The sequence below is a fragment of the Pseudomonas lundensis genome (genome assembly GCF_002269125.1).
GTDB lineage: Bacteria > Pseudomonadota > Gammaproteobacteria > Pseudomonadales > Pseudomonadaceae > Aquipseudomonas > Aquipseudomonas lundensis_A.
The window spans coordinates 63623-78962 of the sequence record NZ_NQKI01000018.1 but is presented as its reverse complement, the minus strand read 5'-3'; the positions used below and the strand labels follow the sequence as shown (position 1 = coordinate 78962).

General features: G+C 57.9%; 14 protein-coding genes. 10 read left to right on the top strand and 4 right to left on the bottom strand.

The annotated features are described in order from the left end of the window. Window positions 1-76 precede the first annotated feature (76 nt). From CJF39_RS12965 to CJF39_RS12925, 9 genes are all read left to right on the top strand, one after another. Window positions 77-832, top strand: coding sequence for a DeoR family transcriptional regulator (locus CJF39_RS12965; RefSeq protein ID WP_047273988.1), 756 nt, complete (start codon window positions 77-79; stop codon window positions 830-832). A gap of 231 nt (window positions 833-1063) precedes the next feature. Then, window positions 1064-2602, top strand: coding sequence for a glycerol-3-phosphate dehydrogenase (gene glpD, locus CJF39_RS12960; protein WP_094993795.1), 1539 nt, complete (start codon window positions 1064-1066; stop codon window positions 2600-2602). A 307-nt stretch (window positions 2603-2909) separates the two neighbouring features. Then, window positions 2910-3827, top strand: coding sequence for a glutamate/aspartate ABC transporter substrate-binding protein (locus CJF39_RS12955; RefSeq protein ID WP_094993779.1), 918 nt, complete (start codon window positions 2910-2912; stop codon window positions 3825-3827). Window positions 3828-4022: 195 nt separating this feature from the next. Then, window positions 4023-4769 (top strand): amino acid ABC transporter permease, encoded by a 747-nt coding sequence (locus tag CJF39_RS12950; protein ID WP_094993778.1) that lies wholly within the window; start codon window positions 4023-4025, stop codon window positions 4767-4769. Then, window positions 4769-5443, top strand: coding sequence for an amino acid ABC transporter permease (locus tag CJF39_RS12945; protein ID WP_047273982.1), 675 nt, complete (start codon window positions 4769-4771; stop codon window positions 5441-5443). The genes CJF39_RS12950 and CJF39_RS12945 overlap by 1 nt, the downstream gene beginning before the upstream one ends. Then, window positions 5440-6174: an amino acid ABC transporter ATP-binding protein gene (locus CJF39_RS12940; RefSeq protein WP_094993777.1), complete on the top strand. Its 735-nt coding sequence runs from the start codon at window positions 5440-5442 to the stop codon at window positions 6172-6174. Before CJF39_RS12945 ends, CJF39_RS12940 begins: the two co-directional genes overlap by 4 nt. A 112-nt stretch (window positions 6175-6286) precedes the next feature. Beyond that, window positions 6287-8191, top strand: a complete 1905-nt coding sequence (locus CJF39_RS12935; protein ID WP_094993776.1) for a sensor histidine kinase — start codon at window positions 6287-6289, stop codon at window positions 8189-8191. Further along, on the top strand, window positions 8188-9513 hold the full coding sequence (locus CJF39_RS12930; protein ID WP_094993775.1) for a sigma-54-dependent transcriptional regulator: 1326 nt from the start codon (window positions 8188-8190) through the stop codon (window positions 9511-9513). The genes CJF39_RS12935 and CJF39_RS12930 overlap by 4 nt, the downstream gene beginning before the upstream one ends. Window positions 9514-9521: 8 nt before the next feature. After that, on the top strand, window positions 9522-9848 hold the full coding sequence (locus CJF39_RS12925) for a GlpM family protein (protein ID WP_170942683.1): 327 nt from the start codon (window positions 9522-9524) through the stop codon (window positions 9846-9848). 219 nt (window positions 9849-10067) lie between these two features. On the opposite strand, the gene metE is transcribed toward CJF39_RS12925, so the two are convergent. Beyond that, window positions 10068-12380: a 5-methyltetrahydropteroyltriglutamate--homocysteine S-methyltransferase gene (metE, locus tag CJF39_RS12920; protein ID WP_094993773.1), complete on the bottom strand. Its 2313-nt coding sequence runs from the start codon at window positions 12378-12380 to the stop codon at window positions 10068-10070. Window positions 12381-12487: 107 nt separating this feature from the next. On the opposite strand from metE, the gene metR reads away from it, so the two are divergent. Beyond that, entirely contained in the window at window positions 12488-13405 is a 918-nt protein-coding gene (gene metR, locus CJF39_RS12915) for a transcriptional regulator MetR (protein ID WP_094993772.1), read from the top strand. A 32-nt stretch (window positions 13406-13437) separates the two neighbouring features. Here the strand turns inward: metR and CJF39_RS12910 are convergent, their stop codons facing one another. The 3 genes from CJF39_RS12910 to CJF39_RS12900 are packed head-to-tail and all read right to left on the bottom strand — an operon-like array spanning window position 13438 to window position 15092. After that, window positions 13438-13968 (bottom strand): GNAT family N-acetyltransferase, encoded by a 531-nt coding sequence (locus CJF39_RS12910; RefSeq protein WP_094993771.1) that lies wholly within the window; start codon window positions 13966-13968, stop codon window positions 13438-13440. Window positions 13969-13980: 12 nt separating this feature from the next. After that, window positions 13981-14616: a LysE family translocator gene (locus CJF39_RS12905; protein WP_432760246.1), complete on the bottom strand. Its 636-nt coding sequence runs from the start codon at window positions 14614-14616 to the stop codon at window positions 13981-13983. 32 nt (window positions 14617-14648) lie between these two features. Beyond that, on the bottom strand, window positions 14649-15092 hold the full coding sequence (locus tag CJF39_RS12900; RefSeq protein ID WP_094993769.1) for an NUDIX hydrolase: 444 nt from the start codon (window positions 15090-15092) through the stop codon (window positions 14649-14651). Window positions 15093-15340 lie beyond the last annotated feature (248 nt).

Sequence of the window (15340 nt, the reverse complement as noted above, 5' to 3'; positions counted from 1 at the left end):
TCTCACCTGCGAGTAGCAGACGGCGCTTTCCTGCGGCATCATGGTCGAATTTGCTTCGCCGCCCAAAGGAAACTCCATGAATCTGCCTCCACGCCAGCAGCAGATCCTCGAACTCGTTCGCGAGCGCGGCTATGTCAGCATCGAGGAAATGGCGCAGTTATTCGTTGTCACGCCACAGACCATTCGTCGCGATATCAACCAGTTGGCTGAAGCCGATTTGTTACGCCGCTATCACGGTGGCGCTGCGTATGATTCCAGCGTTGAAAACACGGCGTACGCGATGCGCGCCGACCAGATGCGCGATGAAAAACGCCGGATCGGTGAAGCCATTGCCGCTCAAATCCCTGATCACGCCTCTATTTTTATCAATATCGGGACAACTACCGAGTCCATCGCACGCGCGCTGCTCAACCACAACCACCTGAAAATCATCACCAACAATTTGCACGTTGCCTCGATCCTGAGCGCAAAGGACGACTTTGAAGTCCTGATTGCAGGTGGCAACGTTCGTCGTGACGGCGGTATCGTCGGTCAGGCCAGCGTCGACTTCATTAATCAGTTCAAGTTTGACTACGCCTTGGTGGGAATCAGCGGTATTGATTCTGACGGCAGCTTGTTGGATTTCGACTATCAAGAAGTACGCGTATCCCAAGCCATTATTGCCAATGCCCGACAGACTATTCTGGCTGCGGACTCCAGCAAATTTGGTCGCAACGCCATGGTTCGTTTGGGCCCCATCACCCTGATTGATTGCCTGGTCACCGACCAACCGCCGGTCCCGGAGCTGGCACAGTTACTGGCACAGAACAAAATCCGCCTCGAAGTGGTGTAACCCTTCTGTGCAGGATCAGGGGCTCGCAATAGCCGAGCCCTGTGCGCGCCGCGAAAGTCAGTCGTGGCCTGCATCTCAAGCGTAAATGTTCGAAATTTTTCCTTTAAGCCGCCTTCGATGAGTTTTTTCAATCGAAGTAGACTGGCTGTGCGCGTGTTTATCCGCTACCATTTTCGAAAATGAACATTAATGTTCGAATTCAAATATGCGTATTCAACGCGAGGCTCATTCATGTCGCACACCACCTTGCCTGCCACGCCTCTTGCCGAGGTTTACGACGTTGCCGTGATTGGCGGCGGAATTAACGGTGTCGGCATCGCCGCAGACGCCGCTGGCCGCGGCCTGTCAGTGTTCCTGTGCGAAAAAGATGACCTCGCCAGCCACACGTCTTCAGCCAGCAGCAAGCTGATCCACGGCGGCCTGCGCTATCTGGAACACTACGAGTTTCGTCTGGTGCGTGAAGCCCTGGCCGAACGTGAAGTGCTTTTGGCCAAAGCGCCGCACATCGTCAAACCGATGCGCTTTGTATTGCCACACCGCCCGCACCTGCGTCCGGGCTGGATGATCCGCGCCGGTCTGTTCCTGTATGACCATTTGGGTAAACGCGAAAAACTGGCAGGCTCCACCAGCCTCAAATTCGGGGCCGACAGCCCGCTAAAAGCTGAAATCACCAAGGGCTTCGAATATTCGGATTGCTGGGTTGATGACGCTCGCCTTGTCGTACTCAATGCCATGGCTGCGCGTGAAAAAGGCGCCCATGTCCATACACAGACCCGTTGCGTGGGTGCCCGTCGTAGCAAAGGCCTGTGGGAACTGAACCTGGAACGTGCAGACGGCAGCCTGTTCTCAATCCGCAGCAAAGCATTGGTCAATGCTGCAGGCCCATGGGTCGCGAAGTTCATCAAGGACGACCTGAAGCTGGATTCGCCGTACGGCATCCGCCTGATCCAGGGCAGTCACTTGATCGTGCCGAAGCTGTATGACGCGCCAAACGCGTTCATCCTGCAGAACGAAGACCAACGCATCGTATTTACGATCCCGTACATGGACCAGTTCACCATCATCGGCACCACAGACCGTGAATACACAGGCGACCCGGCCAAGGTCAGCATCACTGAGCAAGAAACCGATTACCTGCTGAATGTGGTCAACGCTCACTTCAAAAAGCAGTTGAGCCGCGACGATATCCTGCGTACTTATTCCGGGGTACGTCCGCTGTGCAACGACGAGTCCGACAACCCGTCTGCCGTGACCCGTGACTATACGTTGGCTTTGTCGGGCGTGCCGGGCGAAGCACCTTTGTTGTCGGTGTTTGGCGGCAAGCTGACCACTTACCGCAAATTGGCTGAGTCGGCGATGGCGCAACTGACCCCATTCTTCACCCAGATCAAACCCAGCTGGACGGCAGCTGCTACCTTGCCAGGTGGTGAAGACATGACCACCCCGGCGGCACTGAGCGCAGCGTTAATCAGCAAACACAGCTGGCTGGATGCAGCGATCGCCAAGCGTTGGGCCATTACCTACGGCAACCGCTCGTGGAAGCTGTTGGAAGGCGCGCAATGCCTGGAAGACATGGGTGAGCACATTGGTAGCGGCCTATACAGCCGCGAAGTCGATTACCTGTGCAATCAGGAATGGGCACTGGACGCGCAGGACATCCTGTGGCGCCGCACCAAGCTGGGTTTGTTCACCACCGCCGAAGAACAGCAGCACTTGGCGCACTATATGGCCAGCCTGAACTTGAAACACCGCAAAGTAGAAGCCGCTTAACTCTCCCTTTGACGCCCACCTTGATGTGGGCGTTTTTTTGTCTGAACATTCGCAGGCATTCGGTTTTCCGAACGCAATGATTCGTCATGGTTCGGCTTTCCGGGCATTTGCCTCTTTTCCCCAATTCGCAAAAAATCTATAACCCTATATAAATCATATAGTTAGGTTTAATAGCGCGATCTGGCACGACTCATGCTCTACACTCAGGGCCGACTGCTTAAACAGCCTTAGCCTGTTGAGTTGTTCGAAGTACATAAAGGGTCCAGTGAACTGGCTCAATAAAAAAAACAATGTCGAGGAACCACCGATGCGCATCGTCCCGCAACTTTTGGCCGCAGCCATTACTGCAGCCCTGATTAGCACTCCAGTTTTTGCAGCCGAATTGACCGGCACGCTGAAGAAAATCAAAGAATCCGGCACCATCACCCTCGGCCATCGTGACTCCTCCATCCCGTTCTCCTACATCGCAGACGCTTCCGGCAAACCGGTGGGTTACTCCCACGATGTGCAGCTGGCCATTGTTGAAGGCCTGAAAAAGCAGCTCGACATGCCGGAGCTTAAGGTCAAGTACAACCTGGTCACCTCCCAGACCCGCATCCCGCTGGTACAGAACGGCACCGTCGACGTTGAATGCGGCTCTACCACCAACAACGCCGAACGCGGTCAGCAAGTCGACTTCTCGGTCGGCATCTTCGAAATCGGCACCCGTCTGCTGTCCAAAAAAGACTCGCAATATAAAGATTTTGCTGACCTGAAAGGCAAAAACGTCGTGACCACCGCTGGCACCACGTCCGAGCGCATTCTCAAGGCCATGAACGCTGACAAGCAGATGGGCATGAACGTGATCTCGGCAAAAGACCACGGTGAAGCGTTCAACATGCTGGAATCTGGCCGCGCCGTCGCGTTCATGATGGACGACGCCCTGCTCGCCGGTGAAATGGCCAAGGCCAAGAAGCCAGGTGACTGGGCTGTAACCGGAACACCTCAATCGTACGAAATCTACGGTTGCATGATGCGTAAAGGCGACCCGGACTTCAAAAAAGCCGTGGATGACGCCATCGTTGCGACTTACAAGTCTGGCGAAATCAACAAGATTTACGACAGGTGGTTCCAGCAGCCAATCCCGCCCAAGGGGCTGAATCTGCAGTTCCCGATGAGCGACGAGCTGAAAGCGCTGATCGCAAACCCTACCGATAAGCCAGCAGACGACAAGCCAAAAGCCTGATGCTGGTGGCGACCGGGCGCGAATAATCGCGCCCGGTCGCCTTGATCACCCGCTGTACTCGCTACTAACTGCATTAGAGAGCACTCGACCCGCCGGATGTCGAGCGGGGAGCGTGTGCCTGACGATCGTGTCAGGTGAGAACGGATTCCCTGAAGCAAGTGCTTGTGACTAGAACCCTCTGAGGGGAGACCCTGCATGAATTACAACTGGGACTGGACCGTGTTCTTCAAGTCCACCGGCGTAGGCAGCGAGACCTATCTCGACTGGTTTATTTCGGGCTTGGGCTGGACCATCGCGATCGCTGTCGTCGCCTGGATCGTTGCCTTGATGCTGGGTTCGCTGCTGGGCGTGATGCGCACACTGCCGAACCGCTTCATCGCGGGCATAGCCACCATTTACGTGGAAATCTTCCGTAACGTACCGCTGCTGGTGCAGTTGTTCATCTGGTACTTCCTGGTGCCCGATCTGCTGCCACCAGACCTGCAAGAGTGGTACAAGCAAGACCTCAACCCGACCACCTCGGCCTATCTGAGCGTCGTTGTGTGCCTGGGCCTGTTCACCGCCGCCCGCGTGTGCGAACAAGTGCGCACCGGTATCGAAGCGTTGCCTCGCGGTCAGGAGTCAGCCGCTCGCGCCATGGGCTTCAGCATGACGCAGATTTACTGGCACGTGCTGCTGCCTCAAGCCTACCGGATCATCATTCCGCCACTCACGTCCGAATTCCTCAACGTGTTCAAGAACTCGTCAGTGGCCTCGTTGATCGGTTTGATGGAACTGCTGGCTCAAACCAAACAGACGGCCGAGTTTTCCGCCAACCTGTTTGAAGCCTTCACATTGGCAACGCTGATTTACTTCACCTTGAACATGAGCCTGATGCTGCTCATGCGCCTGATCGAGAAGAAGGTCGCCGTACCCGGCCTCATGTCTTTGGGGGGCAAATAATGGACTTCTTTGATTTCAGCGGGATCGTCCCTGCCCTGCCGGGCCTTTGGAACGGCATGATCATGACCCTCAAGCTCATGGTGATGGGCGTGATCGGTGGTGTAGCACTGGGGACCGTGCTGGCCCTCATGCGCTTGTCTTCAAGCAAGTGGCTGTCCAATCTGGCAGGCGCCTACGTTAACTACTTCCGCTCGATACCCTTGCTGCTGGTGATCACCTGGTTCTACCTGGCCGTACCGTTCGTACTGCGCTGGATCACCGGTGAAGACACCCCTATCGGCGCGTTCGAGTCGTGCCTGGTTGCGTTCGTCATGTTCGAAGCAGCGTACTTCTGCGAAATCGTGCGAGCAGGCGTACAAGCCATCCCGAAAGGTCAGATGGGCGCCGCCAAAGCACTGGGGATGAGTTACGGCCAGGCCATGCGCCTGATCATCCTGCCTCAGGCGTTCCGCAAAATGACCCCGTTGCTGCTGCAACAAAGCATCATCCTGTTCCAGGACACCTCGCTGGTTTACACCGTAGGCCTTGTGGACTTCCTCAATGCCTCGCGCTCAAGCGGCGATATTATCGGCCGCTCCAATGAGTTCCTGATCTTCGCCGGTCTGGTGTATTTCATCATCAGCTTTTCCGCCTCGCTGCTGGTCAAGCGTCTGCAAAAAAGGTTTGCCGTATGATTTCGATCAAGAACATCAACAAGTGGTACGGGGACTTTCAGGTACTGACCGATTGCAGTACTGAAGTCAAAAAGGGTGAAGTGGTGGTGGTCTGCGGGCCATCGGGCTCCGGCAAGTCGACCCTGATCAAGTGCGTCAACGCCCTTGAACCGTTCCAGAAAGGCGACATCGTGGTTGACGGCATCTCGATTGCCGACCCTAAAACCAACCTGCCGAAATTGCGTTCGCGCGTGGGCATGGTATTCCAGCACTTTGAACTGTTCCCGCACATGACCATCACCGAAAACCTGACCATTGCTCAGGTCAAGGTACTGGGGCGCAGCAAAGCCGAAGCCACCAAAAAAGGCCTTGAGTTGCTGGAGCGTGTGGGCCTGTCGGCTCATGCTCACAAGCACCCCGGTCAACTGTCGGGCGGTCAGCAGCAACGTGTCGCGATTGCCCGTGCGCTGGCGATGGACCCGATTGTCATGCTGTTTGACGAACCCACTTCTGCACTCGACCCGGAAATGGTCAACGAAGTACTCGACGTGATGGTGCAACTGGCCCACGAAGGCATGACCATGATGTGTGTGACTCATGAAATGGGTTTTGCGCGCAAAGTGGCCAACCGGGTCATCTTCATGGATCAGGGGAAAATCGTTGAAGACTGCGAAAAAGAAGAATTCTTTGGCGATGTGAGCGCCCGCTCGCAACGCGCGCAAGACTTCCTCAGTAAAATTCTGCAGCACTAAAACCACACCCGCCGGGTGTATGCCACACGCCTGTAACCGCTGGCGCGCGCTGCGCCCGGTTACAGCATTGGCCACCTTTTTATTGCGCAGTGGTTGACCCAAGGCATCTGTGATGAAATGCGACCCCACACTTTATCGCGGTGCCCCGCCCTCACTTGCCGTGAAACCTCGTCTGCTCCGCCATTGGCTGTTGCCGCCGCTGATTATCCTGCTGACTATCGGCCTGGGGTACACGGGCTATCGCGTCAGTGAGCATTTCGGCATTCGTGCCCTCAGCGAAAACGGTGAGCGTCAGCTTGAGCTGCACGCCCGCACTGTAGAAAGTGAACTCGGCAAATACACCTACCTCCCCAGCTTGTTGGAACTTGAGTCCAGCGTATCGAAGCTGTTGGCCGACCCGAATTTGCAGAACCGCACCACCGTCAATCAATACCTCGAAGGCCTTAACCGCCGCAGCCGCAGCCGCGCCATCTATGTCCTCGACACCACCGGGCGGGTGCTGGCTACCAGCAACTGGCGAGATGCCGACAGCTACCTGGGCGAAGACCTGTCCTTTCGGGCTTACTTTCAAGACGCTGTACGCGGCCAGCCGGGGCGCTTCTACGGAATCGGCAGCACCAGCGGCGAGCCCGGCTACTACTTGGCCCACGGGTTGGAAGAACAAGGCAAAATCATCGGTGTCGCGGTTATTAAAGTGCGCCTTGAAGCCCTTGAAGAGCGCTGGCAGCGGGCGCGCCTTGAAGCCTACGTCAGCGATGAGAACGGCATCATTATCTTGTCCAGCGACCCTACCCGGCGCCTGAAGTCAGTCAGGCCTCTTTCGGCCGACACCAAAGAAAAACTGGCGCGCAGCCTTCAGTACTACTGGTGGCCGCTTAATGAGTTGCAACCGTTACAACGCGAACAGTTGGCCGAAGGTGTGGAGAAAGTCACCTTCGCCACCAACAGCGAAGTCATCACCGATCATCAGCAAGTCAGTTACCTGGCGCAAACGCGCAACCTCAACGACACGCCGTGGGACATCACCCTGCTGACACCCTTGCAAGACTTGCGGCGCGAAGCCGCGAATCAGGGCATGTTGGTGGCTGTGGGCTTTGCTCTGCTGGCCTTCCTGCTGATCGCGTGGAACGAGCGGCGCAAGGTGATCGCCACCCGACTGGCCGCCCGGGAAGCCCTGCAAGAAGCCAACAATCAGCTGGAACGCAAAATCACTGAACGCACGACGCACCTGCGCGCCAGCAACGAACGTCTTAAAGGGCAGATTCGCGAACGTCGTCAGGCCGAAGACACCCTGCGCCGCGCTCAGGATGAGCTGGTGCAAGCTGGCAAACTCGCCGCCATCGGGCAAATGTCCACCAGCATCGCCCACGAGCTCAACCAACCCTTGGCCGCCTTGCGCACGCTGTCGGGCAACACGGTCCGGTTTCTGGAACGCGGTGACTTCAAGGTTGCGGCTGAAAACCTCGGCACCATTAACAACCTGGTGGACCGCATGGGCCGGATCACGGCCAACCTGCGTTCGTTTGCACGGCGCGGCGACGATCATGGTCACGCCAACCTGACTCACGCCGTCGATGCCGCCCTCCAGCTGCTCGATAGCCGGCTCGAGGCGTCGGGTGCGCAAGTGCACCGTGAGTTCAGCGACGCCGATCTGAGAATCGACCAGACGCGGCTCGAACAAATCCTGATCAACCTGATCGGCAATGCGCTTGATGCCATGCACGGTCAGAGCGCGCCGCAACACGTGTGGCTCGAAGGCCATACCAGCGAGGGCAAATACCGCCTGCAAGTGCGCGACAACGGCCCCGGTATTGACCCTGAAACCCGCAAGCATCTGTTTGAACCGTTTTTCACCACCAAACCCGGTGAGCAAGGTCTGGGCCTTGGCCTGACCCTGTCGGCCAGCCTCGCGGCCGCCGCCGGTGGCAGCTTGAATGTTGAATTTCCGGCCAGCGGTGGTGTTGCGTTTGTCCTTTTATTACCGTTGCTGCAACCCGTTAAGGCCGAGCCGCTATGAACCCTGAATTAAGCGTCCTGATTGTCGAAGACGACCCCCATGTTTTGCTGGGTTGCCAGCAGGCACTGGCCCTTGAAGACATTCGCAGTGAAGGCGTAAGCAGCGCCGAGCAAGCGTTGGCGCTGGTGGGTGACAACTTCCCCGGCATTGTCATCAGCGATATCCGCTTGCCCGGAATTGATGGCCTTGAACTGCTCAAGCGCCTCAAGGCCCGCGACCACAGCTTGCCTGTGGTGCTTATCACCGGGCATGGCGACATCTCCATGGCCGTGGGTGCGATGCGCGACGGTGCCTATGACTTCATGGAAAAACCGTTTTCCCCCGAGCGTCTGGTGGACGTCGTGCGCCGTGCGCTGGAGCAGCGCAGCCTGGCCCGTGAGGTCTGGTCCCTGCGTCGGCAACTGGCTGAGCGCGACTCCCTCGAAGGCCGCATCATTGGCCGCTCGCCGGCTATGCAGAACTTGCGCGAACTGATTGCCAACGTCGCCGATACATCTGCCAACGTGCTGATTGAAGGCGAAACAGGCACTGGCAAAGAGCTGGTTGCCCGCTGCCTGCACGACTTCAGTCGGCGCCACCCCCAGCAGTTCGTCGCCCTGAACTGCGGGGGCCTGCCCGAGAACCTGTTTGAAAGTGAAATCTTCGGCCACGAAGCCAACGCTTTCACCGGGGCGGGCAAGCGGCGAATCGGCAAAATCGAACATGCCGACGGCGGCACGCTGTTCCTCGATGAAGTCGAAAGCATGCCCCTCAATTTGCAGATCAAACTGTTGCGCGTGCTGCAAGAGCGCACCTTGGAGCGGCTTGGTTCCAACCAAAGCATTGATGTCGATTGCCGGGTGATCGCGGCCACCAAATCCGACCTCGACCAACTGGGCAAAGCTAACCAGTTTCGCAGCGACCTGTATTACCGGTTGAACGTTGTCACCCTCGAACTGCCGCCCTTGCGCGAGCGCCGTGAAGACATCCTGCAATTGTTCGAGTACTTCCTGCAGCAGTCTTCGCTGCGCTTCGACCGCACCGCACCGGAGCTCGACAACCAGACCCTCTCCAGCCTGATGAGCCATGACTGGCCCGGCAACGTGCGGGAACTTCGCAACGTGGCCGAACGCTTTGCACTCGGGCTGCCCGCATTTAAAAAGACCGGCGGCACGGTCGCGCAAGGGTTGGGGTTTTCTGAAGCGGTGGAAGCCTTCGAACGCAATCTGCTCAACGACGCCCTGCAACGCAGTGGTGGCAACTTGACCCAAGCCAGCCAGGAGCTGGGCATGGCTAAGACCACACTGTTCGATAAAGTTAAAAAATACGGTTTGACGCACTGATGGACCTGATTTTAAAAGCGGCACTCGGGGCTGGCGTGGTGATCATTCTGGCCATGCTGGCAAAAACCAGAAACTACTACATTGCCGGCCTGGTGCCGCTGTTTCCGACCTTTGCCCTGATCGCGCATTACATCGTGGGTAAGGGCCGATCCATCGAAGACCTGAAAACCACCATCGTGTTCGGCATGTGGTCGATCATCCCCTACTTTGTGTATTTAGCGGCCTTGTACCTGCTGGTCGATCGCATGCGCCTTGAAGCTTCGCTGGCGCTGGCTGCCGTGGCCTGGCTGATGGCTGCAACCGTGTTGGTCAGCGTCTGGGTCAGGCTCCACTAACCCAAAACCGGCAGCGCCGTTCCCCTCATTGAGGCTTCTGCCCGCCACTCGACGTTCCCCGTTAAAGCCCGCCGAAGTAAACCCGGCGGGTGTTTAACGGGGTGCATCTGAGGTTGAATACACTCGATCTCGATTCAAGCCTGACGGCGCAAAGAGCCATCGCTCAGCGTCTGGGGGCCACCGAGCGCACCCAGCGGACCGAGTGCGCCTGGCGACAGATCAGGCCGCTTCGGCCCGCAGCTTGCGGGCCGCCGCGACCATGTTGATTAACGCGGCTTCGGTCTCGGCCCACGCGCGGGTTTTAAGGCCGCAATCGGGGTTGACCCACAACCGTTCAGCCGGAATGCGCTGTGCGGCCTTGCTCAGCAACGTCACCATCTGCGCCGTGTCCGGCACCCGTGGTGAGTGAATGTCATAAACACCCGGGCCAATGTCGTTCGGGTAATCGAACGCTTCGAACGCCTCCAGCAGCTCCATGTCCGAGCGCGAGGTTTCAATGGTGATGACGTCCGCATCCATCGCCGCAATCGACTTGATGACGTCGTTGAATTCGCTGTAGCACATATGGGTGTGGATCTGGGTGGCGTCACCCACGCCCGAGGCACACAAACGGAACGCTTCCACCGCCCAGTCCAGGTACTCTTGCCACTGCGCACGGCGTAACGGCAAGCCTTCTCGAAACGCCGCTTCGTCGATTTGCACAATTTTGATACCCGCGTTTTCCAGGTCCACCACTTCGTCACGCAGGGCCAGCGCCAGCTGTTGCGCCTGGACTTTGCGCGAAACGTCTTCGCGCGGGAAGGACCACATCAACATGGTCACCGGGCCGGTCAGCATGCCCTTCATCACTTTGTCAGTCAGGCCTTGAGCGTAGGTGATCCAGTCCACGGTCATGGCTTTCGGACGGCTCAGGTCACCCACAATGATTGCCGGTTTCACGCAACGCGAGCCGTAGCTCTGCACCCAGCCATATTGTGTGAACGCGTAGCCGTCCAGTTGCTCGGCAAAGTATTCAACCATGTCATTGCGTTCGGCTTCGCCGTGAACCAGCACGTCCAGACCCAGGCGCTCCTGAGTCTCTACAGCGTTTCGGATTTCGCTGTGCATGGCATCGGTGTATTCGCTGGCCGACAATTTGCCCTGCTTAAAGGACTGACGCGCCAGACGAATAGAAGCTGTCTGCGGGAAGGAGCCGATGGTGGTGGTCGGAAACGCTGGCAGATTCAAGCGCGCACGTTGCACTTCAATACGCTCGGCAAAGGGCGATTGACGCTGACTGTCAGCGGCCGTAATGGCATCCAGGCGCGCTTGCACCGCCGGTTTGTGAATGCGCGGTGAGTGGGCGCGGCGCTGCTCTACAGTGCGGCTTTCGGCCAGCGCCTGTTGCACCTGTGGGGCTTGCGGGATGTTCAAAGCGTCACGCAGCACGGCGATTTCGCTGCATTTTTGTTTGGCGAAGGCCAGCCAGCTTTTCAGTTCCGCATCCAGTTTGGTCTCGCGGTCCAGATCCACCGGACTGTGCAACAGCGAACACGAACCGGCGACCCACAGGTTGTCCCCAAAACGTTCTTCGGCCAGTTGCAATTGCGTCAGGGCATTTTCCAGGTCGCAGCGCCAGACATTGCGGCCGTTAACCAGTCCTAGCGACAGCACCTTGTAGGTGGGCAGGCGATCCAGAATCCCGTGCAACTGGTCCGGGGCACGGACCAGGTCAACGTGCAGCCCTTCCACCGGCAGGCTGACCGCCAGACCGAGGTTGTCTTCCAGGCCGCTGAAGTAGGTCGCCACCAGCTTTTTAAGCGGCGAATACTGAAGAATGTGATATGCGCGCTCGAACGCGCTTTTCCAGGCTTGCGGCAAGTCCAGCGACAGGATCGGTTCGTCAATCTGCACCCACTCCACACCTTGCTCAGCCAGTCGCGACAGGATCTGGGCGTACACCGGCAGCAGGTTTTCCAGCAGCTCAAGTTTGTCGAACGCGTTACCTTTGGCCTTGCCCAGCCACAGGTAAGTCAGCGGGCCGATGATCACCGGTTTGACCCTATGGCCTAGCGCCAACGCTTCATCGACCTCTTCAAACAGCGCGCTCCAGCTCAACTCAAAACGCTGATCGAGACTGAACTCCGGGACCAGGTAGTGATAGTTAGTGTCGAACCACTTGGTCAGCTCCTGAGCGTACTGGCCTTGGCTGTGTTCTGCACCGCAGCAACTGTGGCTGGCGCCACGGGCCATGCCGAACAGGGTGTCCAGCGTCGGACGGCCGTTGTTGTCCCGCGTATTGGCAAAGCGCTCCGGGATAGCACCGAAGGTCAATGAATGGGTCAGCACCTGGTCGTACCACGCGAAGTCACCTACGGGCACCAAGTCGATGCCAGCGTCTTTTTGCAGTTGCCAGTGTTTGGCGCGCAATTCACGGCCCACGGCTTGCAGCGCGGCTTGATCGATGTCGCCTTTCCAATAGGCTTCAAGGGCTTTTTTAAGTTCGCGATCCGCGCCGATGCGTGGGAAACCAAGATTGTGGGCCAGGGCCATGACGGCATTCCTCCATGTCAGTAATGGCCCAATTATCGACAGACGGCACAACATGAGACAAACTCAACGTTTTCGTGTTGATCATCAAAATTACTCATGGAGAACCCGTGCTGGAAATTCGTCACCTCAAAACCCTGCACGCCTTGCGCGAATCCGACAGCCTGGTGGAAGCGGCAGAACGCCTGCACCTGACCCAGTCGGCCTTGTCTCATCAATTCAAAGAGCTGGAAGAGCGCATGGGCATGCCGTTGTTCGTGCGCAAGACCAAACCCGTGCGCTTCACCAGTGCCGGTTTGCGCCTGTTGCAACTGGCCGACGCCATGTTGCCGCTGATGCGCAGCGCCGAACGTGATATCGCACGCCTGGTGGGTGGCACGGCCGGGCGTCTGCATATGGCCATCGAATGCCACAGTTGCTTTCAGTGGCTGATGCCCACCATTGACCAGTTCCGCGATGCATGGCCCGAGGTGGAACTCGATTTGGCGTCGGGATTTGCCTTCGCGCCACTCCCGGCACTGGCCCGTGGCGATCTGGACCTGGTGGTGACCTCCGACCCGCAAGAGATTGCGGGCCTGACGTATGTGCCGCTGTTCACCTACGAAGCCATGTTGGCGGTGGCCAATCAGCACCCATTGGCCAGCAAAGCGTTCATCGTGCCCGACGACCTGAAAAGCGAAACGTTGATTACGTACCCGGTCGAGCGGGATCGTCTCGATATTTTCACGCGTTTTCTGGAGCCCGCAGACGTGGAGCCGGCGCAAGTGCGCACCTCGGAGCTGACCGTCATGATGATGCAACTGGTGGCCAGCGGGCGCGGGGTCTGCGGCATGCCGCACTGGGCGTTGCACGAATACAGCTCGCGGGGCTATGTGAAGGCCAAGCGTTTGGGTGAAAAAGGATTGTTCGCCACGCTGTACGCGGCCATCCGGGCAGACATGCTGGATGCGCCCTATATGCGCGACTTCCTGCTGACCGCCAAGGACACCTCGTTCTCGACGCTTGATGGCGTCAGCGCGGTGCGTTGAACCCTCTGCGCACCTGTAAACGCCAGGCGCAGCTACCCAACTGCGCCTGCCGGATCATCCGCTTGATTCACGCGCCGGCGCATGTGCACACGGTCGTAATAGTTCTCGCCCACCCTGATAGCGCAGTCTTCCAGGCCCGATTGTTGAAACCCGCAGCGGGTGTACAACGCCAATGCCGGGAGGCTGTTCGCACTCACGGTCAGCTCAATCACGTTGATGTCGGGCTCTTCTTCGGCCAATGACAGCACGGCGTGCACCAGTTGCTCGCCCAGGCCCTGCCCGCGGCAGCGCTCACACACGTACAAGCCAAATAAGGTGGCCTTGTGTTGCATGTCTTCCCAGGGTTCAAACGCCAGGCCGACAATCCCAACTAACTGCCCTTCCACAAACGCGCCATACAGCGTGCTCAGTTCGTCGTCCAGTTGTGATTCCCACCAACTCAGGGGCAATTTCTCACGATGGGCAATGCGGGAGACAAAGGCCTCCGGGTGCTGTGCGTACGCCTCAAGCATTAATTGGCGATACGCCCTGGCGTGTGAAGGATCAAGCAGTTCTATAGCCATTACAGGTCCACGTCATACGGTTTTACGTTGCTCCAGCATCAGTCTCACGGCCAGCGCAGCCAGCACGCCGCCCATCACATAACGCTGCACGGCCAACCACAGCGGGTTACGCACGAACCATACGGCGATGGCGGAAGCGAACAGTGCAATCAAAAAATTCACGGTGAAACTGACACTGATTTGCGTCAGGCCCAACAGGATACTTTGGATAAACAGCGAACCGTGCGCCGGGCTGATGAACTGCGGAAAAATCGACAGGTAGAACATCGCCACCTTGGGGTTCAGCACGCTGGTCAAAAAACCCATCATCACCAACCTGGACGGGGTATCCGGCGCCAGCGCCCGGGCTTCGAACGGCGAGCGCGCGCCGGACCGTACCGCCTGCCAGGCCATCCATAACAGATACAGCGCGCCTGCCCACTTCAAGGCTCCATAGGCCAGTGGAACGGCGAGAAACACAGCTGTAAGCCCTACAGCCGCCGCCAGCATGTGCACGAAAAAGCCTGCAACCACACCAAGCAGCGAGGTGACGCCGGCTTTGCGGCCCTGACAGATTGAACGTGAGATCAGGTAAATCATGTTCGGCCCGGGGGTCAGCACCATCACCAGGCACGCGGCGGCAAACATCAGCACATCATGGACAGGCATCAGGGACAGTCCTTGTCAGCAGTGAGTCGGGATCAAGCAGGAATAATCTGGCGGTAAAACGGCAAAATCACGTCACGGGTCAAGGGCGCCAGCGTCAGACCGCCGTCCCCCTGCGGATCAATCCACTGCACTTCCTCGATCTCGGCGGCAGGCGACACCCGTGCGTCGATGTGCAGCAAAAACAGTTCGGCCTGCACCTCAAAGCCGGGTTCGTTCACAGCCGGTGCACAAAAGTGCCCTAGATAAGTGGCACGCGTCGGGTCGATCACGAGCGCCAGTTCTTCTTGAAGTTCCCGGACAAGTGCCTCAATGGGTTGCTCATGGGCATCAATCTTGCCACCCGGTTGCATGAACGCTTGCGTGCCGCGTTTGCGCACCAGCAGTGTCTGGCCGTCAGGCCCAATCAGTACGGCCGCGGCAATGCGAAGGGTGTTGGGGGGAACAACGCAGGAAATATCTGAAACACTCACGGGCATCTGCCAACAAACCGGAAAGGGCGCGAAGGATCACATGCCAGCAGGCTGACGAAAAGACACAGATAGCGTGGTGTCAGCATCCGTCTGTATGGTGACTCGCTGAAAAGGCCACCATTGGCGTTGGCGGGACTCAACCCGCGACTTTCGTCGGGATGCTGCGTGCTGCGAAATCTCGTTCAATGGCTAGTCTGCTTTCTGTGCGGCGTTTACTTGATGCAAAGCAAGCGTCTCCCCCGGGAAACCTCCAG

What these genes read in the sequence shown, in the direction of transcription:
- CJF39_RS12965 (WP_047273988.1), top strand. Translation starts at nt 77, where the DNA reads ATGAATCTGCCTCCACGCCAGCAGCAGATCCTCGAACTCGTTCGCGAG.
- glpD (WP_094993795.1), top strand. Translation starts at nt 1,064, where the DNA reads ATGTCGCACACCACCTTGCCTGCCACGCCTCTTGCCGAGGTTTACGAC.
- CJF39_RS12955 (WP_094993779.1), top strand. Translation starts at nt 2,910, where the DNA reads ATGCGCATCGTCCCGCAACTTTTGGCCGCAGCCATTACTGCAGCCCTG.
- CJF39_RS12950 (WP_094993778.1), top strand. Translation starts at nt 4,023, where the DNA reads ATGAATTACAACTGGGACTGGACCGTGTTCTTCAAGTCCACCGGCGTA.
- CJF39_RS12945 (WP_047273982.1), top strand. Translation starts at nt 4,769, where the DNA reads ATGGACTTCTTTGATTTCAGCGGGATCGTCCCTGCCCTGCCGGGCCTT.
- CJF39_RS12940 (WP_094993777.1), top strand. Translation starts at nt 5,440, where the DNA reads ATGATTTCGATCAAGAACATCAACAAGTGGTACGGGGACTTTCAGGTA.
- CJF39_RS12935 (WP_094993776.1), top strand. Translation starts at nt 6,287, where the DNA reads ATGAAATGCGACCCCACACTTTATCGCGGTGCCCCGCCCTCACTTGCC.
- CJF39_RS12930 (WP_094993775.1), top strand. Translation starts at nt 8,188, where the DNA reads ATGAACCCTGAATTAAGCGTCCTGATTGTCGAAGACGACCCCCATGTT.
- metE (WP_094993773.1), bottom strand. Translation starts at nt 12,380, where the DNA reads ATGGCCCTGGCCCACAATCTTGGTTTCCCACGCATCGGCGCGGATCGC.
- CJF39_RS12910 (WP_094993771.1), bottom strand. Translation starts at nt 13,968, where the DNA reads ATGGCTATAGAACTGCTTGATCCTTCACACGCCAGGGCGTATCGCCAA.
- CJF39_RS12905 (WP_432760246.1), bottom strand. Translation starts at nt 14,616, where the DNA reads ATGCCTGTCCATGATGTGCTGATGTTTGCCGCCGCGTGCCTGGTGATG.
- CJF39_RS12900 (WP_094993769.1), bottom strand. Translation starts at nt 15,092, where the DNA reads ATGCCCGTGAGTGTTTCAGATATTTCCTGCGTTGTTCCCCCCAACACC.